Annotated in this window: 14 protein-coding genes; 11 read left to right on the forward strand and 3 right to left on the reverse strand. The window is 68.7% G+C overall.

Annotation, left to right across the window (positions count from 1 at the left end; genetic code table 11):
- Window positions 1–27: 27 nt before the first annotated feature.
- From purB to E2651_RS03680, 5 genes are read left to right on the forward strand one after another with little or no spacing between them, the layout of a single operon-like run.
- Window positions 28–1,311, forward strand: a complete 1,284-nt coding sequence (gene purB / locus E2651_RS03660; RefSeq protein ID WP_135329498.1) for an adenylosuccinate lyase — start codon at window positions 28–30, stop codon at window positions 1,309–1,311.
- Window positions 1,295–1,696: a GNAT family N-acetyltransferase gene (locus tag E2651_RS03665; RefSeq protein WP_135329499.1), complete on the forward strand. Its 402-nt coding sequence runs from the start codon at window positions 1,295–1,297 to the stop codon at window positions 1,694–1,696. Before purB ends, E2651_RS03665 begins: the two co-directional genes overlap by 17 nt.
- On the forward strand, window positions 1,678–3,063 hold the full coding sequence (locus tag E2651_RS03670; RefSeq protein WP_209446053.1) for an amidase family protein: 1,386 nt from the start codon (window positions 1,678–1,680) through the stop codon (window positions 3,061–3,063). The genes E2651_RS03665 and E2651_RS03670 overlap by 19 nt, the downstream gene beginning before the upstream one ends.
- A gap of 34 nt (window positions 3,064–3,097) precedes the next feature.
- Complete coding sequence (locus E2651_RS45045; RefSeq protein ID WP_135329500.1) at window positions 3,098–3,457, forward strand: BlaI/MecI/CopY family transcriptional regulator; 360 nt, start codon at window positions 3,098–3,100, stop codon at window positions 3,455–3,457.
- A 14-nt stretch (window positions 3,458–3,471) separates the two neighbouring features.
- A complete protein-coding gene (locus E2651_RS03680) occupies window positions 3,472–4,071 on the forward strand; it encodes a GNAT family protein (protein ID WP_135329501.1) in 600 nt (199 codons plus the stop codon).
- Here E2651_RS03680 and E2651_RS03685 read toward each other — a convergent pair.
- Entirely contained in the window at window positions 4,055–5,080 is a 1,026-nt protein-coding gene (locus E2651_RS03685; protein ID WP_135329502.1) for a ketoacyl-ACP synthase III family protein, read from the reverse strand. The genes E2651_RS03680 and E2651_RS03685 overlap by 17 nt on opposite strands.
- Before the next feature lie 206 nt (window positions 5,081–5,286).
- Here E2651_RS03685 and E2651_RS03690 point away from each other — a divergent pair, with 206 nt between their 5' ends.
- The 3 genes from E2651_RS03690 to E2651_RS03700 all read left to right on the forward strand — a co-directional run bounded on the left by E2651_RS03690 (window position 5,287) and on the right by E2651_RS03700 (window position 10,647).
- Window positions 5,287–6,891, forward strand: a complete 1,605-nt coding sequence (locus tag E2651_RS03690) for a glutamine synthetase family protein (RefSeq protein ID WP_135329503.1) — start codon at window positions 5,287–5,289, stop codon at window positions 6,889–6,891.
- 100 nt (window positions 6,892–6,991) lie between these two features.
- Complete coding sequence (locus tag E2651_RS03695) at window positions 6,992–8,848, forward strand: ABC transporter ATP-binding protein (RefSeq protein WP_135329504.1); 1,857 nt, start codon at window positions 6,992–6,994, stop codon at window positions 8,846–8,848.
- Window positions 8,845–10,647 (forward strand): ABC transporter ATP-binding protein, encoded by a 1,803-nt coding sequence (locus tag E2651_RS03700; protein ID WP_135329505.1) that lies wholly within the window; start codon window positions 8,845–8,847, stop codon window positions 10,645–10,647. The genes E2651_RS03695 and E2651_RS03700 overlap by 4 nt, the downstream gene beginning before the upstream one ends.
- Window positions 10,648–10,724: 77 nt before the next feature.
- On the opposite strand, the gene E2651_RS03705 is transcribed toward E2651_RS03700, so the two are convergent.
- Window positions 10,725–11,201, reverse strand: a complete 477-nt coding sequence (locus E2651_RS03705; RefSeq protein ID WP_167828683.1) for a hypothetical protein — start codon at window positions 11,199–11,201, stop codon at window positions 10,725–10,727.
- Window positions 11,202–11,409: 208 nt separating this feature from the next.
- Here E2651_RS03705 and E2651_RS03710 point away from each other — a divergent pair, with 208 nt between their 5' ends.
- Window positions 11,410–14,064, forward strand: coding sequence for a phosphoenolpyruvate synthase (locus E2651_RS03710; protein ID WP_167828684.1), 2,655 nt, complete (start codon window positions 11,410–11,412; stop codon window positions 14,062–14,064).
- Window positions 14,065–14,122: 58 nt separating this feature from the next.
- On the opposite strand, the gene E2651_RS03715 is transcribed toward E2651_RS03710, so the two are convergent.
- On the reverse strand, window positions 14,123–14,758 hold the full coding sequence (locus tag E2651_RS03715; RefSeq protein ID WP_245238550.1) for a maleylpyruvate isomerase family mycothiol-dependent enzyme: 636 nt from the start codon (window positions 14,756–14,758) through the stop codon (window positions 14,123–14,125).
- Window positions 14,759–14,956: 198 nt separating this feature from the next.
- Here E2651_RS03715 and E2651_RS03720 point away from each other — a divergent pair, with 198 nt between their 5' ends.
- Both E2651_RS03720 and E2651_RS03725 read left to right on the forward strand, forming a co-directional pair.
- On the forward strand, window positions 14,957–15,691 hold the full coding sequence (locus tag E2651_RS03720) for a PIG-L deacetylase family protein (RefSeq protein ID WP_135329509.1): 735 nt from the start codon (window positions 14,957–14,959) through the stop codon (window positions 15,689–15,691).
- A 238-nt stretch (window positions 15,692–15,929) separates the two neighbouring features.
- Window positions 15,930–16,904, forward strand: coding sequence for a M56 family metallopeptidase (locus E2651_RS03725; RefSeq protein WP_135329510.1), 975 nt, complete (start codon window positions 15,930–15,932; stop codon window positions 16,902–16,904).
- Window positions 16,905–16,990: the final 86 nt, after the last annotated feature.

A 16,990-nucleotide genomic window follows, 5' to 3' on the forward strand; every position in this document is an offset into this window, starting at 1 on the left:
GGTGTGCGCCGTCCGGGAAGGACCGAGATGATTCCGCGTTATACGTGTCCGGAGATGGCGGAGTTATGGACGGATCAGGCCCGCTTCTCGCTGTGGGTGCGGGTGGAGGTACTGGCGTCCCAGGCCCAGGCGTTCCTGGACGTGGTGCCGGCCGACGCCCTGGACGACATCGTCCGGGCGCCGGTGCCCGACCCGGCGCGGATCGCGGAGCATGAGCGGGAACGGGATCATGAGGTCCTCTCCTTCCTCGCCGCGTACTGCGAGGGGATGCCCGAAGAGTCGGCCCGCTGGGTGCACTTGGGCATGACCAGCTACGACCTGGTGGACACCGCACTCGGCCACACCCTCGCCCGCAGCTGCGACCTGCTGATCCGCGCCACCACCCGGCTGCGTGAGGTGCTTGCGGACCGGGCGGCCGAGCACTGGGGCACGCTCTGTGTGGGCCGCACCCACGGAGTCCACGCCGAGCCGACGACCTTCGGTCACAGGCTGGCCGGATTCGCGTTCGCCATGGACCGCTCGCTGCAGCGGCTGCGAGCGGCCCGGGAGGCCGTCGCCGTGGGAACGATCTCGGGATCCGTGGGCACCTACGCCCTGATCGACCCGTTCGTGGAAACCTACGTCTGCGGTGAGTTGGGACTCGGCGTCGAGCCGGCGCCCACCCAGGTGGTGGCACGCGACCGCCATGCCCAGTTGGTGCAGGCGGTGGCCACTCTGGGCGGCTGCATCGAGCAAATCGCCCTGGAACTGCGCCTGTTGCAGCGGACCGAGGTCCGCGAGGTCGAGGAGCGGCGCGCCTCGGCCTACCAAGGATCGAGTGCCATGCCGCACAAGCGCAATCCGACGACCAGCGAGCGCCTGTGCGGTCTTTCCCGGCTGCTGCGCGGCTACGCGTCGATGGCCCTGGAGGACGTGGCGCTCTGGCATGAGCGGGACCTCGCTCACCAGGCGGTCGAACGGGTGATCCTGCCCGACTGCTTGGCCGTCGCGCACTACCAGGTGATCGCGGCCGTCGAACTCGTCTCCTGTATGGAGGTGTTTCCGGACCGTATGCGCCAGGCGCTGGACACGACCGGCGGCCTGACCCTCAGCTCGGCGGTGCTTGCCGATCTGCTGCGGGACGGCGTCGAGCGCGAGACGGCCTATCGCACGGTGCAGTCGGCGGCGAACAGGTCACTGGCCGACGGCACGGACTTCGTCGCGGAGCTCGGTAAGGAGGGCGTCGCGGCCGGGGTGACACCGGAGCGTTTCCTGGTCCATCACGACGTGATCCTCAAGCGATTGGACGCCCTGCGTGAACGGGAAGATTGAGCGCGTCGAAGGCGCCGCGCTGGATGTCGACGAGGTGCTCGCGGTCTACCGCTCATCGGGCCTCGGCGAGCGCCGGCCGATCGGGGACCGCGGGCGCTTCACGGCGATGCTGCGCAACGCCAACCTGGTCATGGTCTGCCGTACCGACAGCGAGCTGGTGGGGATCGCCCGCTGCGTCTCCGACTTCTCGTACACCACCTATCTGTCGGACATCGCGGTCAGCGCCGGACATCAGCGGTCCGGCATCGGACGTGCCCTGATCGATGCGGTACGGCTGGAGGCACCCACCGCCAAGATCGTGCTGCTTTCGGCGCCCGCCGCCACGGAGTACTACCCCCATATCGGCTTCACCCGGCACGACTCGGCATGGGTGTGGAACCCGTGACGGCGGTCCGGGGTGTCGGCGACACCCGCGAGGCGATGCGACAGGGCGAGTGCTCGGCCATCGGACATGTGGAGGCCGCGCTGACCGCCATCGCCGCACAGGACAAGGAACTCGGGGCGTTCGTCACCGTCGCAGGCGACCAGGCGGTCGCCGAGGCGGAGGCGGCCGACCGGACGATCCGCGAACTCGGCCCGCGGGCCTGGGTGCGGCGGCCGCTGCTCGGCATCACCGTCTCGGTGAAGGACCTCGTCCAGACCGGGGACCTGCCGACGCTGCGTGGCTCGCTGCTCGAGAACCGGCGCGAGCCCGTCGACGCGCCTGCCGTCGCCCGGCTGCGGGCCGCCGGGGCCATCGTGATCGGCAAGACCACCACATCCGAGTACGGCTGGTGCGGTAGCACAGTGAGCCGGATCGGGCCCGCCACCCGCAATCCGTTCGACCACGAGCGCTCCGCCGGCGGATCGAGCGGCGGCGCCGCGGTGTCGGTGGCCGCCGGTATGTGTGCGGCCGCGCTCGGCACCGATGGCGCAGGATCGGTCCGGATACCGGCGGCGTTCTGTGGGGTGGTCGGGTTCAAGCCGTCGTACGGCCGGATCCCGTATGTGCCGGCCTGCGCCGACCGCCTTGCGCATCTGGGGCCGCTCACCACGAGTGTGGCGGACGCGGCCGAACTCACCACGGTGATGACCGGTGCCTCGCCGCTCGACCCCGACTCGGGCTTCGTCCCGGCGCCCCGGCGGGAGGCGCCGCTGCGGATCGCCTGGCTCGAATTCCCCGGCACGCAGCCGGAGATCCGCACAGTGGCCGAGAACGCCCGTGCGGTGCTGTCCGTTCTGGGTCATCGGGTCGAGCACATCGACATACCCTTCCCCGACCCGGGGCCTGCGCTACGAGACATCATCGCGGCCGCCGACGCCGCCGCGTCCGCGCCCGAGGACGATCCCCTGTGCGACCCGGGGCGTCTTGCTGTCATCCGGTACGGCCGGACCGTCGGCGGAGCCGCGGTGTTGCGCGCGGAGGAGACCCGGATGGAGTTGAGGATCCGGCTGCGGGCGCTGATGGAGCGCTACGACCTGCTCGCCATGGCCACGGTCCCCATCGAGCCGTTCGCCGCCGAGGCCATCGGGCCGCCCTGGGCCGCGGACCCCGGTGATCTGCTCTGGCTGTCCTGGACACCGGCCACCTATCCGTTCAACATGACCGGCCAGCCCGCGGTGTCCCTGCCGGTGGGGAAGACCGCCGCCGGGCTTCCGGTGGGGCTGCAGCTTGTCGGACCCTTCCGGGGCGACGATGTGGTGTTGTCCACCGCGCGCGCCGTCGAGTCGGCCCTCGGTACGGATCAGCGGCCGATGCTGGTCCCACAATGAGCCCGACCGGTATGGTCCCGACGGGGAGGTTCAAGTGTTCGGTCTTGGTGAGCGTGAATCGGCCATTATGGATGTTCTCTGGACAGCGGAACGGCCCATGAAGGTCCGTGAGGTCCTGGACTCTCTGGAAGGCCGTCGCCTGGCCTATACGACGGTGATGACCATCCTCGACAACCTGCACCGCAAAGAATGGGTGCAGCGGGCGATGGGCGGCCTCGCATACCGCTACGTTCCCGCCTTCAGCAGGGAGGAAGCCGCCGCCCGCGCGCTGCGCCAGGTACTTCAGGCGTCAGGGGACCCTGACGGCGCGCTCCTCTATTTCGCGGAGTCGGCCACGGACCGCGAGTCCGAACTGCTGCGTGCCGCCCTGGGAAAGAAGCAGCGCCGGTCCTGATGAAGGAGCCTCGTATGACCTGGGTTGAACGTGCCGCGGTGCCGCTGGAATGTGAGCACGTTCTCCTGCGGCCGCTTGAAGAGCCGGACCGACCTCTGCTGCACGCGATTGCGATGGATCCGCGGATCTGGCGGTTCTTTGTCACCCGAATCGATACCGATGACGACTTCCATGCCTGGTTCAACCAGATGATGGAGGATCAGGACGCAGGCCGGCGGGTGGTCCACTGCATCACCGACAAGGCCCGTGGTGTCGTGGCCGGGAGCATGGGCTTCAGTAATTTCGCGGAATCCGAACGGCGCCTGGAGATAGGCGGATCCTGGGTGGGCAGCGCATTCCAGGGCCGGGGTGTCAACCGCTGGGCGAAATTCGTCATGCTGCGCCACGCATTCGAGGAACTGGGCGCCGAACGCGTCGAGTTCAAGACCGATGTGCTCAACGTTCAGGCCCGCCGAGCCCTGCGCAACATCGGAGCTGTCGAGGAAGGAACGTTGCGCAGCTACAACTTCATGCCCGGCGGGCGGCGCCGCGACGCGGTGTACTACAGCGTGCTGCTCGCGGAGTGGGCCGGGGTGAAGCGGGCCTTGACCGGCTCCGTCACGGCGCCTGGGTGATCTCAAGCAGCACGCAGGCCGCTTCCATCCCTGGCGCACAGCCGACCATCAGGACGCGGTCCCCGACCGTCGCCGCGCCGGAGCGCCATACATGCTCCAGGCCGCGGATCATGTCCAGCGGCCCGGCGTGGCCCGCCCGGCGGGTGAATTCCCAGATGCCGCGTTCCATCCCCACTCCGACGGGGTCCAGGAGCATGTCGCGGATCCCGTCCTCGGTGAAGCCGTCGTGGACCACGCGGGTGATCTGGTCCAGGGTGAGCCCGGCGTCCTTCAGGGCGGCCTGCGCCGCGTCGAAGAGGATCGCGCCGAAGTCGCCGAGCGGCGGTATCAGTCCAGCAGCGGACCGCTGCTGGAAACAGGCCATACGTGACCTGAAGTCGAGGGCCCGCCCGGCGGTGAGACCGGGTGGGAACATGGTCTCCCCGGACCGGTGCTTGAGTTCCAGCTCGGGATCGGAGACCGCGGTCACCGTGAGGACCCGGGCGAAGCCGCCGCGCTTGGACAGCACCACGGCTCCGCCGCCGTCGGCAAGGACGTACTGCTTCGACGCCCGCCAGCGATCGACCGCGGGCGTGCCGAAGTTGTCCGCCGCGGTCACAAGGGCCGCCGTGCGGTCGCGCTCGGCGCCCAGGTAGCACACCGCCAGGTTCAGCGCCGAGAAGAACCCCACGCAGCCATTGCGAACTTCCAGCGAGGTGACCGGCTGATTGACCGTGTGCCGGTTGATGTAGTGCGGCGCCGACCAGCCGTCGGGCCCCTGCGGGTGGACGTTCGTGTGGAATACCCCGCTGAATTCCCCCGGCGCATGGCGGGAGTGCGCAAGCGCGGAGTTCGCCGCCGCTATGGCGAGTTCGGGTGCCGGTGTCGTACCGGCCACCGAAATCGAAAGCAGGCCGCTGCGCTGTTGCTCATCGGCATCCCACCAGCCCCGCTCCACCGCCTCGGCCGTCGATACAAGATCCGTATCGGCGGTGCCTATTCCGGCGATATGTATGCCCTCTACCCTCACGTGTCCGAACCCCCGCCCGCTCTTGTCAAGGATGTCGACTCTTGCCTGTGCAGCGGCCTGTTGTCCAGGTCAGCGGTGTCCGCTCCGGGTCTGCTCGGCCGGTGGTCGACTGCGGTTGTTCCGCAGTTGAACCATGAGACCATCGCGATGCGCCGGGTCATGAAACGCCGACCGGTACCCGATCGAATAGTCGAAGGGGTGGGGGCATGTCTTCTCGACGGTGGTGGAGTTGCTTTCCGCGCAGCAGTGTGGGTCGCCCGGACTTCGTCACCGAATTCCGCTGCTGGAACGACCGGCAAAGGGCTGCGGCCGAACAGATCGAGGCCATGCTCGGCGAACTCGACTTCGTCCGCGTGGCTTTCTGCGACATCCATGGACTCGCCCGGTCCAAGACCGTTCCCGCTGATGTGTTCCGTACGATCCTGCACAACGGAATGGATTTCAGCCCCGGTCCTTTCCTCTTCGACACCGGCCATGCGGTCGCGGTCGGATTCCTGGACGACGACCCAGGGGTGGGCGTCGCGGAGATCGCCGGTGCAGGCGACTTCGTGCTGGTCCCCGATCCGCTGACCTTCCAGCTCCTGCCGCACGCCGGTCCCGGCACGGCCTGGGTGTTGGGGGACGAGTATCTGCGCGACGGAACACCGCATCCGCTCTCGGTGCGGCGCGTGCTGAGGCAGGTCGTCGAGCGATATGCGGCACATGAGTTCGTCCCGGTCATCGGCCTGGAAGCCGAGTGGTATCTCACGCGCCGACTGGACAGTCCTGCGGGCAACGAGGGCAATGGCTTCGGTCTGCAGGGGGCCGCCCCGGCAGTGGCCGCGGTCGACGGCGGCTACCAGTTCAACCTCGATTCCTACTACGACCTCCTGGCTCCGGTCACCGACCCGCTGGCGCGCATGCTGAAGTCCCTTGGGCTGCCCTTGCGTTCCATGGAGCACGAATCCGGCCCCGGGCAAGTCGAGACCACCTTCGATCCGCTGGCCGCCCTCGACGCGGCCGACGCGATGGTGCTCTTCCGTACGGTGGCCAAGCAGTTCTGCGCCCGCCGCGGATACCACGCCTCGTTCATGACACTCCCGGCACTCGACGGATTCGACCCCAGCGGATGGCATCTCCACCAGTCCGTCATGAAGGCCGGAACGCGGGAGAACCTGTTCGCGGGGGGCGACGGGGGAGAGGGCCTGTCACCCGAGGGCAAGGGATACCTCGACGGACTCCTTGACCGGGCCCGGGACTTCTGCCTCCTTTCGGTACCCACCGTGAACGGATACCGGCGGATGGATCCGCGGTTCTCCCTGTCTCCGTCCACGGCGAACTGGAGCCAGGAGAACCGCAGCGTGATGGTCCGCCTCATCGGCGAGGGCCCGTCCCTGCACATGGAGAACCGGATCGGCGAGCCCTGTGCCAATCCGTATCTGGTCATGGCCGCACAGCTGGCGGCCGGCCTCGACGGGGTCCTGGGCGATGAACGGCAACAGTCGCCCGATGAACGGCAACAGTCGCCCGATGAACGGCAACAGTCGCCCGATGAACGGCAACAGTCGCCCGATGAACGGCAACAGCCGCCCGATGAACGGCAACAGCCGCCCGACGGACGGCCGCGGCTGCCCGGGTCGTTGCGTGAGGCCATCGAGGCATTCCGGGGCAGTGAAGAGGCCGCCCGGCTGCTCGGCCGGCCGTTGGTCTCCTGCCTGGTGAAACTCAAGGAGAGCGAAGCGTCTCGCTTCGAGGAATGGTGTGCGGCCGGGAGCGTCTCTCCCGACAAGGTCACCGAGTGGGAGCACCGCGAGTACTTCGAAGTCTTCTGATTGCAGGACAGCTCAGGACAGCTCGCCAGGACTGCACCTCAAGTGACCAGCGACCGCACCGCACTTGACCCATCCCGGCATATCGGAAGAACGTGATGCGATGAACCCGGCCCCTGCGGAGCCCAGGAAGTCACGGGCATTCACCCTCTATCTGAGCTACTTCCGGCAGGCCTACGAACTGAGCCCCGTGCTCACCATCGCGACCGCCTGCACGGCCCTGACGGGCTCGATGATTCCGCTGGGCAATGTGGCGGTCATCGGCATCGTCGTCGGCAGGATCCCGGCCGCGGTGCAGGGCGGGCCCGACTCCGCCGCCACCGGCTCGGCGCTCATGTGGACCGTCCTTGCGGGAGTGCTCCTTGCTGTCCAGTTCGTACTGGGAGGTCTGCAGACCGCCCTCACCACTGTCCTGGGCAACCGGATCGACCTGGCGCAGCAGCGCCGGCTCATGACCGCGGCCATGCGCCCCGTGGGCATCGCCGACCTTGAACGGCCTCAGATCGCGAGTCTGGTGGCGGTCGGCGGCGAGACCATGCGGCCCTGGCTCAAGCCGGGCCGGGTCGCCGGCGGGTTCTGCGCACTGTTCACCGCCCGCGTGGGCCAGTTCGGCGGCTGTGTCCTGCTGGCCGCCTTCTCCCCGGTACTGGCCGCGGCGCTGCTCTGCGCATCGCTGTGGGCGGAGTACGAGATCCAGAAGGTGGCCAAGCGCGAGACGGCGCATCATCTCGGCGCCAACCAACTCGCGCGCCGCCAGGACTACTTCTACGAACTCGCCGTCACTCCGGCCGCGGCCAAGGAGATACGCGTCTTCGACCTGTCGGGCTTCCTGCGCGAGCGGTTCGCCGACAGCTGGCAGCAGTCCGCGCGGTTCCTGTTCGCACAGCGGCAGCCGCGGTCGGTACTCGCCACCGTGCTGCTCGCGGCCATCACCCTCGGCGGCCTCGGCTGGCTCACCGGCCGGGCACTGGACGGCGCCATCGGTATCGGCTGGGCCAGCGCCTATGCCCAGGCCATCGTCATGGCGGCAGCGATGCTGGCGGCGACCACACTGGCCCGCACCCAGTCCGCGCTGGGTCTGGATACCTTCGCCCGTTTCGAGGCCGCCGTCGCCGCGATGGACCGAGCCGGGCGGGCCGACCCGGTCGAAGGGACCGGTGCCGTGCCCGCACAAGGTCTGCCGCAGCGCGAGATCCGCTTCGAGAACGTCGGCTTCCGGTACTCGGACTCCGCGCCGGCCGTCCTCGACGCGCTGGACCTGACCGTTCCCGCAGGCGAGTCCCTTGCCATCGTGGGCGCGAACGGCACCGGCAAGACCACCCTGGTCAAGCTGCTGTGCCGACTGTACGAACCGGTGTCGGGCCGGATCACCGTCGACGGCCGGCCGCTGCGGGACCTCTCCCCGGAGCCCTGGCAGCGGGCGATCGCTCCGGTGTTCCAGGACTACCTGCGCTTCGAGTTGTCGGCACGGAGCAACATCGGACTCGGCCACCCCGCCCGCCAGGACGATCTCGAAGGCATCCGCGCTGCCGCCGCCGAGGCGGGGATCGCGGACCGGATCGATGTGCTGGCCGACGGCTGGGACACGGTGCTCTCGCCCGGCCACAAAAGGGGGACGGATCTGTCCGGCGGCGAATGGCAGCGGCTGGCCCTGGCGCGGGCGTTGTTCGCGGTACGGCACGGTGCCAAGGTCCTGGTGCTCGACGAGCCCGCGGCGAACCTGGACGCACGGGCCGAAGCCGAACTCTACCGACAGTTCCTGACCATCACCGAGGGGCTCACCACCATCGTGATCTCACACCGCTTCTCCACCGTGCGCCAGGCAGCGTCGATCATCGTGCTCTCCGAGGGCCGGGTCGCCGAACAGGGCACCCATGACGAACTCGTCGCCCAGGGCGGGCAGTACGCGAAGATGTTCCGGTTGCAGGCCGCCCGCTTCCACGAGGTGCCGACGACATGAGGACTCCTGGCGGAAACGGAGCACGCCGCTGGCTGCGCACCGGTGCACTCATGCTGGGCATCGGCTGGGAGACCGGACCGTTTCTCTTTCTCGGGTTCGTCCTGGTCGGTCTGGCCGGCTCGCTCGGCCCGCTGATGTTCGCCCTCGGCCTGCGCCCGCTCGTCGACGGCCTGTACCGGCACCACACCGCACCGGCGGTGACGGGCGCGATCGTCTGTTCGGCCGCGCTGCTGCTCGTGGTGTCCACGCCGGCAGCCCAGAACTGGATCACCGCCCGGATCCGGCAGCGTTCGATCATGGTGATGCAGCGCCGGATCCTGGTCGCAGGATCCAGCGCGCCCGGCCTCGCGCACTTCGAGCGCGCTGAATTCTGGGAGCGGCTGCAACAGCTGAAGCGCAACTTCAGCCAGCTGCTCATGGGCATGGCGAACGCTTTGGTGCTGCCGCTCGTCGCCGTGCAACTGCTGGTGATCGCGGGTGTGTTGGCCCAGGTGAGTCCGCTGCTCGCGCTCCTGCCGGCGGTCGCTCTGCCGGCTGCCCTGCTGACCCAGCGCGCGGAGCGGATGCGTCTGGCCGCCGACGAGCGGGCGGCCGCGGACCGCAGAGGGCTCGAGCATCTCGCCGATGTCGCGTCGAACGTCTCTGCCGCCAAGGAGATCAGGATGTTCGGGATGCACGAGGAGCTGGTCCGCCGACACCGAGAGCTGTCGGCCAGAGTCGAACGCAGCACGGAGCCTGCGGCGTTCCGGGCCTACGGAGTGGGTCTCGCCGGCTGGTTGATCTTCGCGTTGAGCTATCTCGGAGCCGCCGCGCTGACGATCCGGGCCGCCTCCGAGGGGCGCGTCAGCCCCGGTGATGTGGCACTGACCTTGTCGATCACGGCGGCGGTCGTCGCGGCCGCGGTCCGCGTGACCGAGGTCATCGGACTGCTGAAGCGGGCCACCGTGGTCTCGGACGACTACCACTGGCTGGCCGAGCAGTTGGCCGACAGCACGCCCGACGGGCCCACGCGGGCGCTCCCGGCCCGCCTTGAGCACGGCATCGAACTGCGCGGGATCAGCTTCTCCTACCCCGGCAAGGACACCGCGGCGCTGCAGAGCATCGACCTGTCGCTGCCGGCCGGTTCGGTGGTGGCGGTGGTCGGCGAGAACGGCGCGGGCAAGACCACACTCGTCAAACTGCTGACCCGGATGTACCGCCCGACCGAGGGCAGCGTGTTCCTGGACGATGTGGATCTCATGCGAGTCGACCACCGGGAGTACCGCAGCCGTATCACCGCGGGCTTCCAGGACTTCGTACGGTTCGAGCTCCTGGCCCGGGAATGCGTGGGTGTCGGCGACCTGCCGGCCATCGACGACGAGGAGCGGGTACGCGGAGCGCTTGGCGACGCGAGCGCTGATTTCGTCGGCTCGCTCGCCCATGGTCTGGCCACCCAGCTCGGTACGCGATGGGACGGTGGCACGGACCTGTCGGGCGGCGAATGGCAGAAGCTCGCGATGGCGCGGGCGATGATGCGTCGCGATCCGTTGCTTGTGGTGTACGACGAGCCGACGGCCTCCCTGGACCCGCAGACCGAGCACGCACTCTTCGAGCGAATCGCCCGCTCGGGCCGGCGGCCGTCGGACCGCTGCGGTATCACCCTGCTGATCTCGCACCGCTTCTCCACGGTGCGGATGGCGGACCTCATCGTCGTACTGGAGAAGGGCCGTATCCGGGAACAGGGCAGTCATGAGGAACTGGTGGCCGCGAACGGCCTGTACGCCCAGCTCTACTCGCTGCAGGCGCGGGCATACAGGTAGCGGGCAGCCCGCCGCGGGACATCCCGCGGCGGGACATCCCGCGGCGGGCTGCCCCGCAGATCCTGTGGCCCCCCACGTCAGACCAGCGCGTCCCGCAGGCTCGCCAGATGGCCCGCCTGGTGGCTAATGATGGTGTCGAGCACCACTGCCAGCGTCCGCTCGCCGTCCGCCCACTGGTTCTTCACCGCGGGCACGCTGTCGAGCTGCGTATCGGTGAGATCCGCGAGGAGCGGCAGCACCTTCTGGGTTCCGTCCAGTTTCTCCAGCACCTCCGGAAGCCGCGGAGCGTGGTCGTGCGCGTGCCCGTGCCCGTGGGTGTGCGGCGTCCCCTCGGCGGCCGGTACACAACCCGCCGTCTTGAGAAGCCTGCCGATCTTCTGATAGCCCTCGATGAAATGCAGAGCAGCAGCTCCCACTGAATTCACGGAATGGTCCTTTTCCCGGTCGACATAGGGCCTCATGAGGTCGGAATCGGCTGCTTCCGCAAGAAGTTCGCGCGCCATGTCGACTTGCTGCGACACCTTGTCCATGAGCTCGGTGCCCCGTTTACTCACTTCATTGCCTCCTCCCGGCGGCATCAGAATGATGCCGGGCTGCCGCGCTTTCTCTGGCGCCGTCCATCGTTGCCTACGCCATCCCGTATCGCAATCAAGCGGAACTCGCCCCCGGCAGTGGGCAGGAGCGATTGTGGACACTGCGCCATGCGCGGGAGATATTGGATCGACTCGACCGTGCCGACGCATGTGGAGGGATCGATTTCGAATGGCCGGCTACACCATTGCACTGTCCGAAGTGGACCGTGATTCGGGTGCACTTGTCGGAGGGAAGGGCGCCAATCTCGGCGAGCTGTGCCGGGCCGGTGTCCCGGTGCCCGACGGCTTCTGCCTCACCACCCGGGCGTTCCGCAGGTTTGTGGACTCCTCGCCCGGAATCGAGAAACTCTATGTGCAGCTCGAGAAAGTCGACGCGGATGACCGGGACGCCATCGGTCCCCTGAGCGAGAAGCTGTGCGCGCATCTCGGGGCCCTGCCGGTTCCCGCCGAGATCCGTGCGGAACTTGTCGCCGCGTGGCGCCTGGCGGGCGCGGAATTCCCTTACGCGGTACGGTCGTCCGCCACCGCGGAGGATCTGCCGGGCGCGTCCTTCGCCGGTCAGCACGACACCTTTCTCAACATCACCGACGAGGACCAACTCGTGGATTCGGTCCGGCGGTGCTGGATATCGCTGTTCACCGAGCGAGCGATCGGCTATCGCGCCCGCAATGGATTCGACCACCGGCAGGTGGATCTCGCGGTGGTGGTGCAACGCCTTGTCGAACCCGAGGTGTCGGGGGTGATGTTCACGGCCGACCCGGTGAACGGCCACCGCGGGACCATCGTGATCAATGCCGGTTTCGGTCTCGGCGAGGCCATCGTGTCGGGCCTGGTGAACCCGGACCTCTACCGGATCGGCCCGGACGGGACCCTCGAGAAGACGATTGCCGACAAGGGCCTTGCGATCGTCTCCGCACCGGACGGCGGCACCATGCGGCAACCGGTCACCGAACCGCGCCGGCGTGCACAGGCCCTGCCCGACCTCGCCATAGTGGAACTGGCCGCACTGGGACGCAGGCTGCAGCAGCACTTCGACGGCCCACAGGACATCGAATGGGCCTGGGACGGCGGCCGGTTCCATGTGCTGCAGTCCCGCGCCGTCACCACGCTCTACCCGCTGACGGCGCCGCCCGACGACGGACGGCTGCACATCTACCTCTCGCTGGGCCATCAGCAGATGATGCTCGACGCGATGCCACCGCTCGCGCTCTCCGTGATCCGGAACTACTTTCCGTTCGGCACCCGCGGCGCGGACAACGAAACACGTGCGATGGGCAGCGCCGGCGGCCGACTCTTCATCGACTACACGGACCTGCTGCACACCAGGCTCGGCCGGCTGCTGTTCCGCCACCCCGCGGGGACGATGGACAAGCGGATGGGCGGCGCCTTCCTGCGGGTGGCTGAGCGCCCGGAGTTCCGTACCGGACACAGGTTCCGGCCGGGCAGTTTCGCGCGTACCAACACCAATGTGCTGCGCACCCTCGGCAACGTGGCCGCCGATCTCTGCTGGCGGAGCTGGCAGACCGCCGAGGCCAAGCGGCAGGACTTCATCCGGCGCGAGGTCGAGGCCACCCGCAAGGCACTCGACGTCCCGGACGGCGTCAACCGGATCGCCCTGATCCAGAAAGACATGAAGAAGTCGCTCAGCGTGTACTACCGGCTCACCACGACGCAGTTCTCCGCGGCGCTCGCACGGACGCTGATCGAGCGGCAGTGCCGCCGCTGGCTCGACGACACCTCGGATCTCGCCTCGCTGGACAAGTCCATGCCGGGCAATGTGACGACGCGGATGAGCCTCGGCATCGGCGATCTGGCTGATCTGGTCCGTGGCCGTCCCGAGCTGCGGCAACTCCTTGAGGCGCCACCGGAGCCCTTCACCCTGCGTTGCCTCGAAGACGTCCCGGGCGGCGCCGAGTTCAGGGTGGCCTTCGAGGTCTTCCTCGGGGAGTACGGCTTCCGGTGCCCCGGCGAGCTGGACATCACCCGCGGGCGCTGGCACAGCCGGCCCGAGCAGTTGTTCGCAGGTCTGCTCGCCAATGCGAGCACCGGACGGGCGGGGGAGCACCGTGAGCGCTTCCTGGCCGGCGAGGACGAGGCGGCGGAGGTGGCGGCGCGGATCTGTGCCCGTCTCCGCAAGACGCGGGCCGGCCGGACGAAGGCGGCTGCCATGGCCCGGCTGATCAACGTCTATCGCGCCATGATGGGGATGCGTGAGCACCAGAAGTTCCTCACGGTGCAGCTGTACGACGTGTATCGCCGCGTCCTCTACCAGGAGGGAGGAAGGCTCGCCACGGCCGGAATTCTGGAGGATCCGCAGGACGTCGAGTATCTGCAACTGCAGGAGCTGCGACGGCTGTCGGACGGAGAGGCCCTGCCCGATCCGGGCGAACTGACAGCGCGGCGCCGGGCCGACCACGAGCGAGCGCGAGGGCTGACCGTACCGCGCCTGATGACCAGTGACGGGGAGATCCTGGTGGGCCTGCCGGCCGAACACTCCGGCGACAGTGTGCTCGCGGGACTGCCCGTCTCGGCCGGAGTGGTGGAGGGACGGGCCTGCGTGGTTCTGCGGCCGGAACACGCACGGATACCGGACGGCTCGATCCTCATCGCACCGTTCACCGATCCCGCCTGGACGCCGCTGTTCTCCGCGGTGAGCGGCATGGTCGTGGAGATCGGTGGCCTGATGACACACGGAGCCGTGGTGGCACGCGAACTGGGGCTGCCCGCGGTGGTCGGCGTCGACCACGCGACCAAACAGATACCGGACGGCGCGCGGATCCGTGTGGACGGATCCCAGGGAACGGTCGAACTGCTCGACGACTGACCGACTCCTGCCCACGACAGGTGATGCACGGCCCCGGAGGGCCGTGCATCATCGCCCGTCAGACGGCCTGCGCCGCGGCGCGGCCGATCAGCGGCAGCTCACCGGCGGAGCACTCGAGCCGGCTGTCCGTCGCGCGTCCGCCCAGCCAGGCCGCCAGATCGCTCAGCGTGCCGTGCACCCGGACCGGTTCGCCGTGGCCCAGCGTCCAGCTCTCCCCGCCGGGCGCCGAAAGATCAAGACGCAACCCGTCCGGCACTCGCCGCGAGAGATAGTCGATCAGATGGACGCACAGGGCGGGGGACCAGTCGGCCGGGCGCCGGCCCAGGTCGTAGTCGACCATGTGCACCTCGGCCTCCCGCCAGCCGGCGAACAGCACGTCAAGAAGCGTCCCGCGGCCCCGGTAGCGCGCGGGACTCACCCAGGCCGCCCGCCCCAGATGGGACCAGGCCCGGTCGATCACCAGCGTCGCGTCGCACACCGCCGTCACCAGGTCCTCGGCCGGACGTCCCGCGTTGGCCTCCACTTCGGAGTCACGGCCTGCCCTGTCCGCCGCCCGGGGATCCGGACCCGCGCGGTAGAAGGCCGTGGTCCGCCTGGCCCTGGCGTAGTCGATCTGCCGCAGCGCCGCGTGCAGGAACGCGAGGCGGGCGGCCAGCAGATGGGCGCGGGTCCAGCCCGGCAGCTGGGACGGCAATCGGATCTCATCGTCCGTGAGCGGCGAGATGAGCCGGCGCTCGCGGTCGTGCGCTTCTTTGACCCACTGAATTATTTCCTGCGTACTTTCCGGTTCGGGCACGCCAATACCCTTCGTTGTTCGGACTATTCGCATCACCGCTTCATTGTGTACCGCACAGCCTTGGTGCTGAACCGTCCGGCCGATAGCATCGATGTCATGGCAGCAGAATTACAACTGATCTCCGAGGACTGGTCCTCCGCTCTCGCAGTGGTCGCACACCCCGACGATCTGGAATACGGGGCGGTGGCCGCCATTGCCCGCTGGACGGCCCAAGGGAAGCGGATCTCCTATTGTCTCGCGACACGCGGAGAAGCCGGGATCGACGGTATGGATCCGGCAGCTGCCGGTCCGCTTCGGGAGAAGGAGGAACGGGCCTCCGCAGCCGTCGTCGGCGTAAGTGACGTGGAATTTCTGGACCACCGGGACGGAGTCCTCGAACATGGCCTTCCGCTGCGCAGAGACATAGCCCGGGTAATGCGCCGGTGCCGTCCTGACATCATCATTCTGATCAACTGCCGGCCGAAGTTCATGAACGGCACCGTCAATCAGGCGGACCATGTCGCAGTCGGCCGGGCCGCGATCGACGCGGCCCGTGACGCCGGGAACCGGTGGGTGTTCCGGGAGTTGCTGGACGAGGGGTACGAGCCGTGGTCCGGCGCCCGGCGCGTTCTCGTGGCCGGCTCACCGGACTCCACCCACGGGGTCGACGTCACGGAGCACTTCGAGGCCGGCCTTGCTTCGTTGCAGGAGCACGCCGCCTATCTGGCCGGACTCGGCGACGGGCACGGCACCTTCGCCGAGCTGACCCAGGTGCTGCGGACCCGGACCGGTGCCGCGGGGCGACTGCTCGGGTGCGAACTCGCCATACCGTTCGAGGTTCTCGACCTCTGACGGACCGGCGGCAACCGCGTCCGATCCGCAGTTGGCCCCCGCCCCAGGACCGTCGGCTGAGTGTGCAGATTGCTCCCTGCACAAGTAGTCCCCGTCACATGCCGGGTCGCTACCCTCCGACGTGGGAGGTGAGTATGTCGGCTGTCTGTTTGTATGAAGCTGCCTGTACGTCCATCTCTATGCTCCGGCCACTCGGCAGGTCCCCGCGACCGGCCGACGGCAAGAGGCACCTCCTGCCGTGATCATCGCGGTCGGACTTCTTCTGGCCGCGGCGCTGTGCAGCTGGCTGGCGCCGCGACTGTTGCTGGCCCTTGACCCGCGGCGGTTCGATCCGACGTTGCTCCTGGCGTGCTGGTTCTCCGCCGTCGCGGGTGTACTGATCACCATCGGACTCGGTCTCGCCGCCCTGCTGCTGCCCGGCCATCTGCTGTTGGTCGCCCATGGGGCGGGACACGGGCTGCTCCCCGCGTCCATGCACTGGCCGCGGTCGGTGCCGCACGGTTCACCGCCGGCATGGGAGAAAGCAGCCGGTGACTGGGGGTGCGTGCTCCTGTGCATCGTGGCGTTGCGCCTGGTCTATGTGGCGGCCCGGTCCGGGCGACGACGCATACGTACCCGGAGGGACTGCTTGGCCACCTTGCGTGGCACCGCTCGCGAGGAGCCGGGACAGCCGCTGACCCTCTGGGTGCCGCACGGCCGCCCCTTCGCCTTCAGCATGGCCGGTCGGCCAGGAGTGGTCGTGGTGACCGACGGCATGACGCACCACCTCCACCCGCTGCACTTGGCGGCGGTGCTCGCCCATGAGCGCGCACATCTGCGCGGGCGCCACCACGCGCTCGTGGCCTGCGCCGAAGCGTTGAAGGCGGCGCTGCCGGTGGTCCCTCTCTTCCGCATCGCGCCGTCGGCGGTACGTGAACTGGTGGAGGTTGCCGCGGACAAGCGTGCGGCCGCGCAGTATGGCCCCGCCGCGGTGGCATCCGCCCTGCAACAGGCGTCCGGTGCCCCGACGCAGGAAGCCGACGGGCTGATGATGGTCGGTCCCGGTTCCATCGAACTGAGGCTCATCAGGCTGGCGGACGCCATGCCCCGGCCCGGCAGATTCCGCCGCTCCGTGAGTTGCTTGGCGGGCGTGCTCGTCGCCGGGCTCTTCCCGGTGGCGTCTGCGACCGTGCTCGTCGCGGTCACGATCCACGTGCTGCTGCTCTGCCACTGAGGTCGCACGGCGCCCGCCCGGTGCTGTGCGACTGCGGTCGATCCGCAATTGCCCACTTCCCCGGCGTCGTACATACATGGAAATCT

Source organism: Streptomyces sp. MZ04, from assembly GCF_004684775.1.
Lineage (GTDB): Bacteria > Actinomycetota > Actinomycetes > Streptomycetales > Streptomycetaceae > Streptomyces.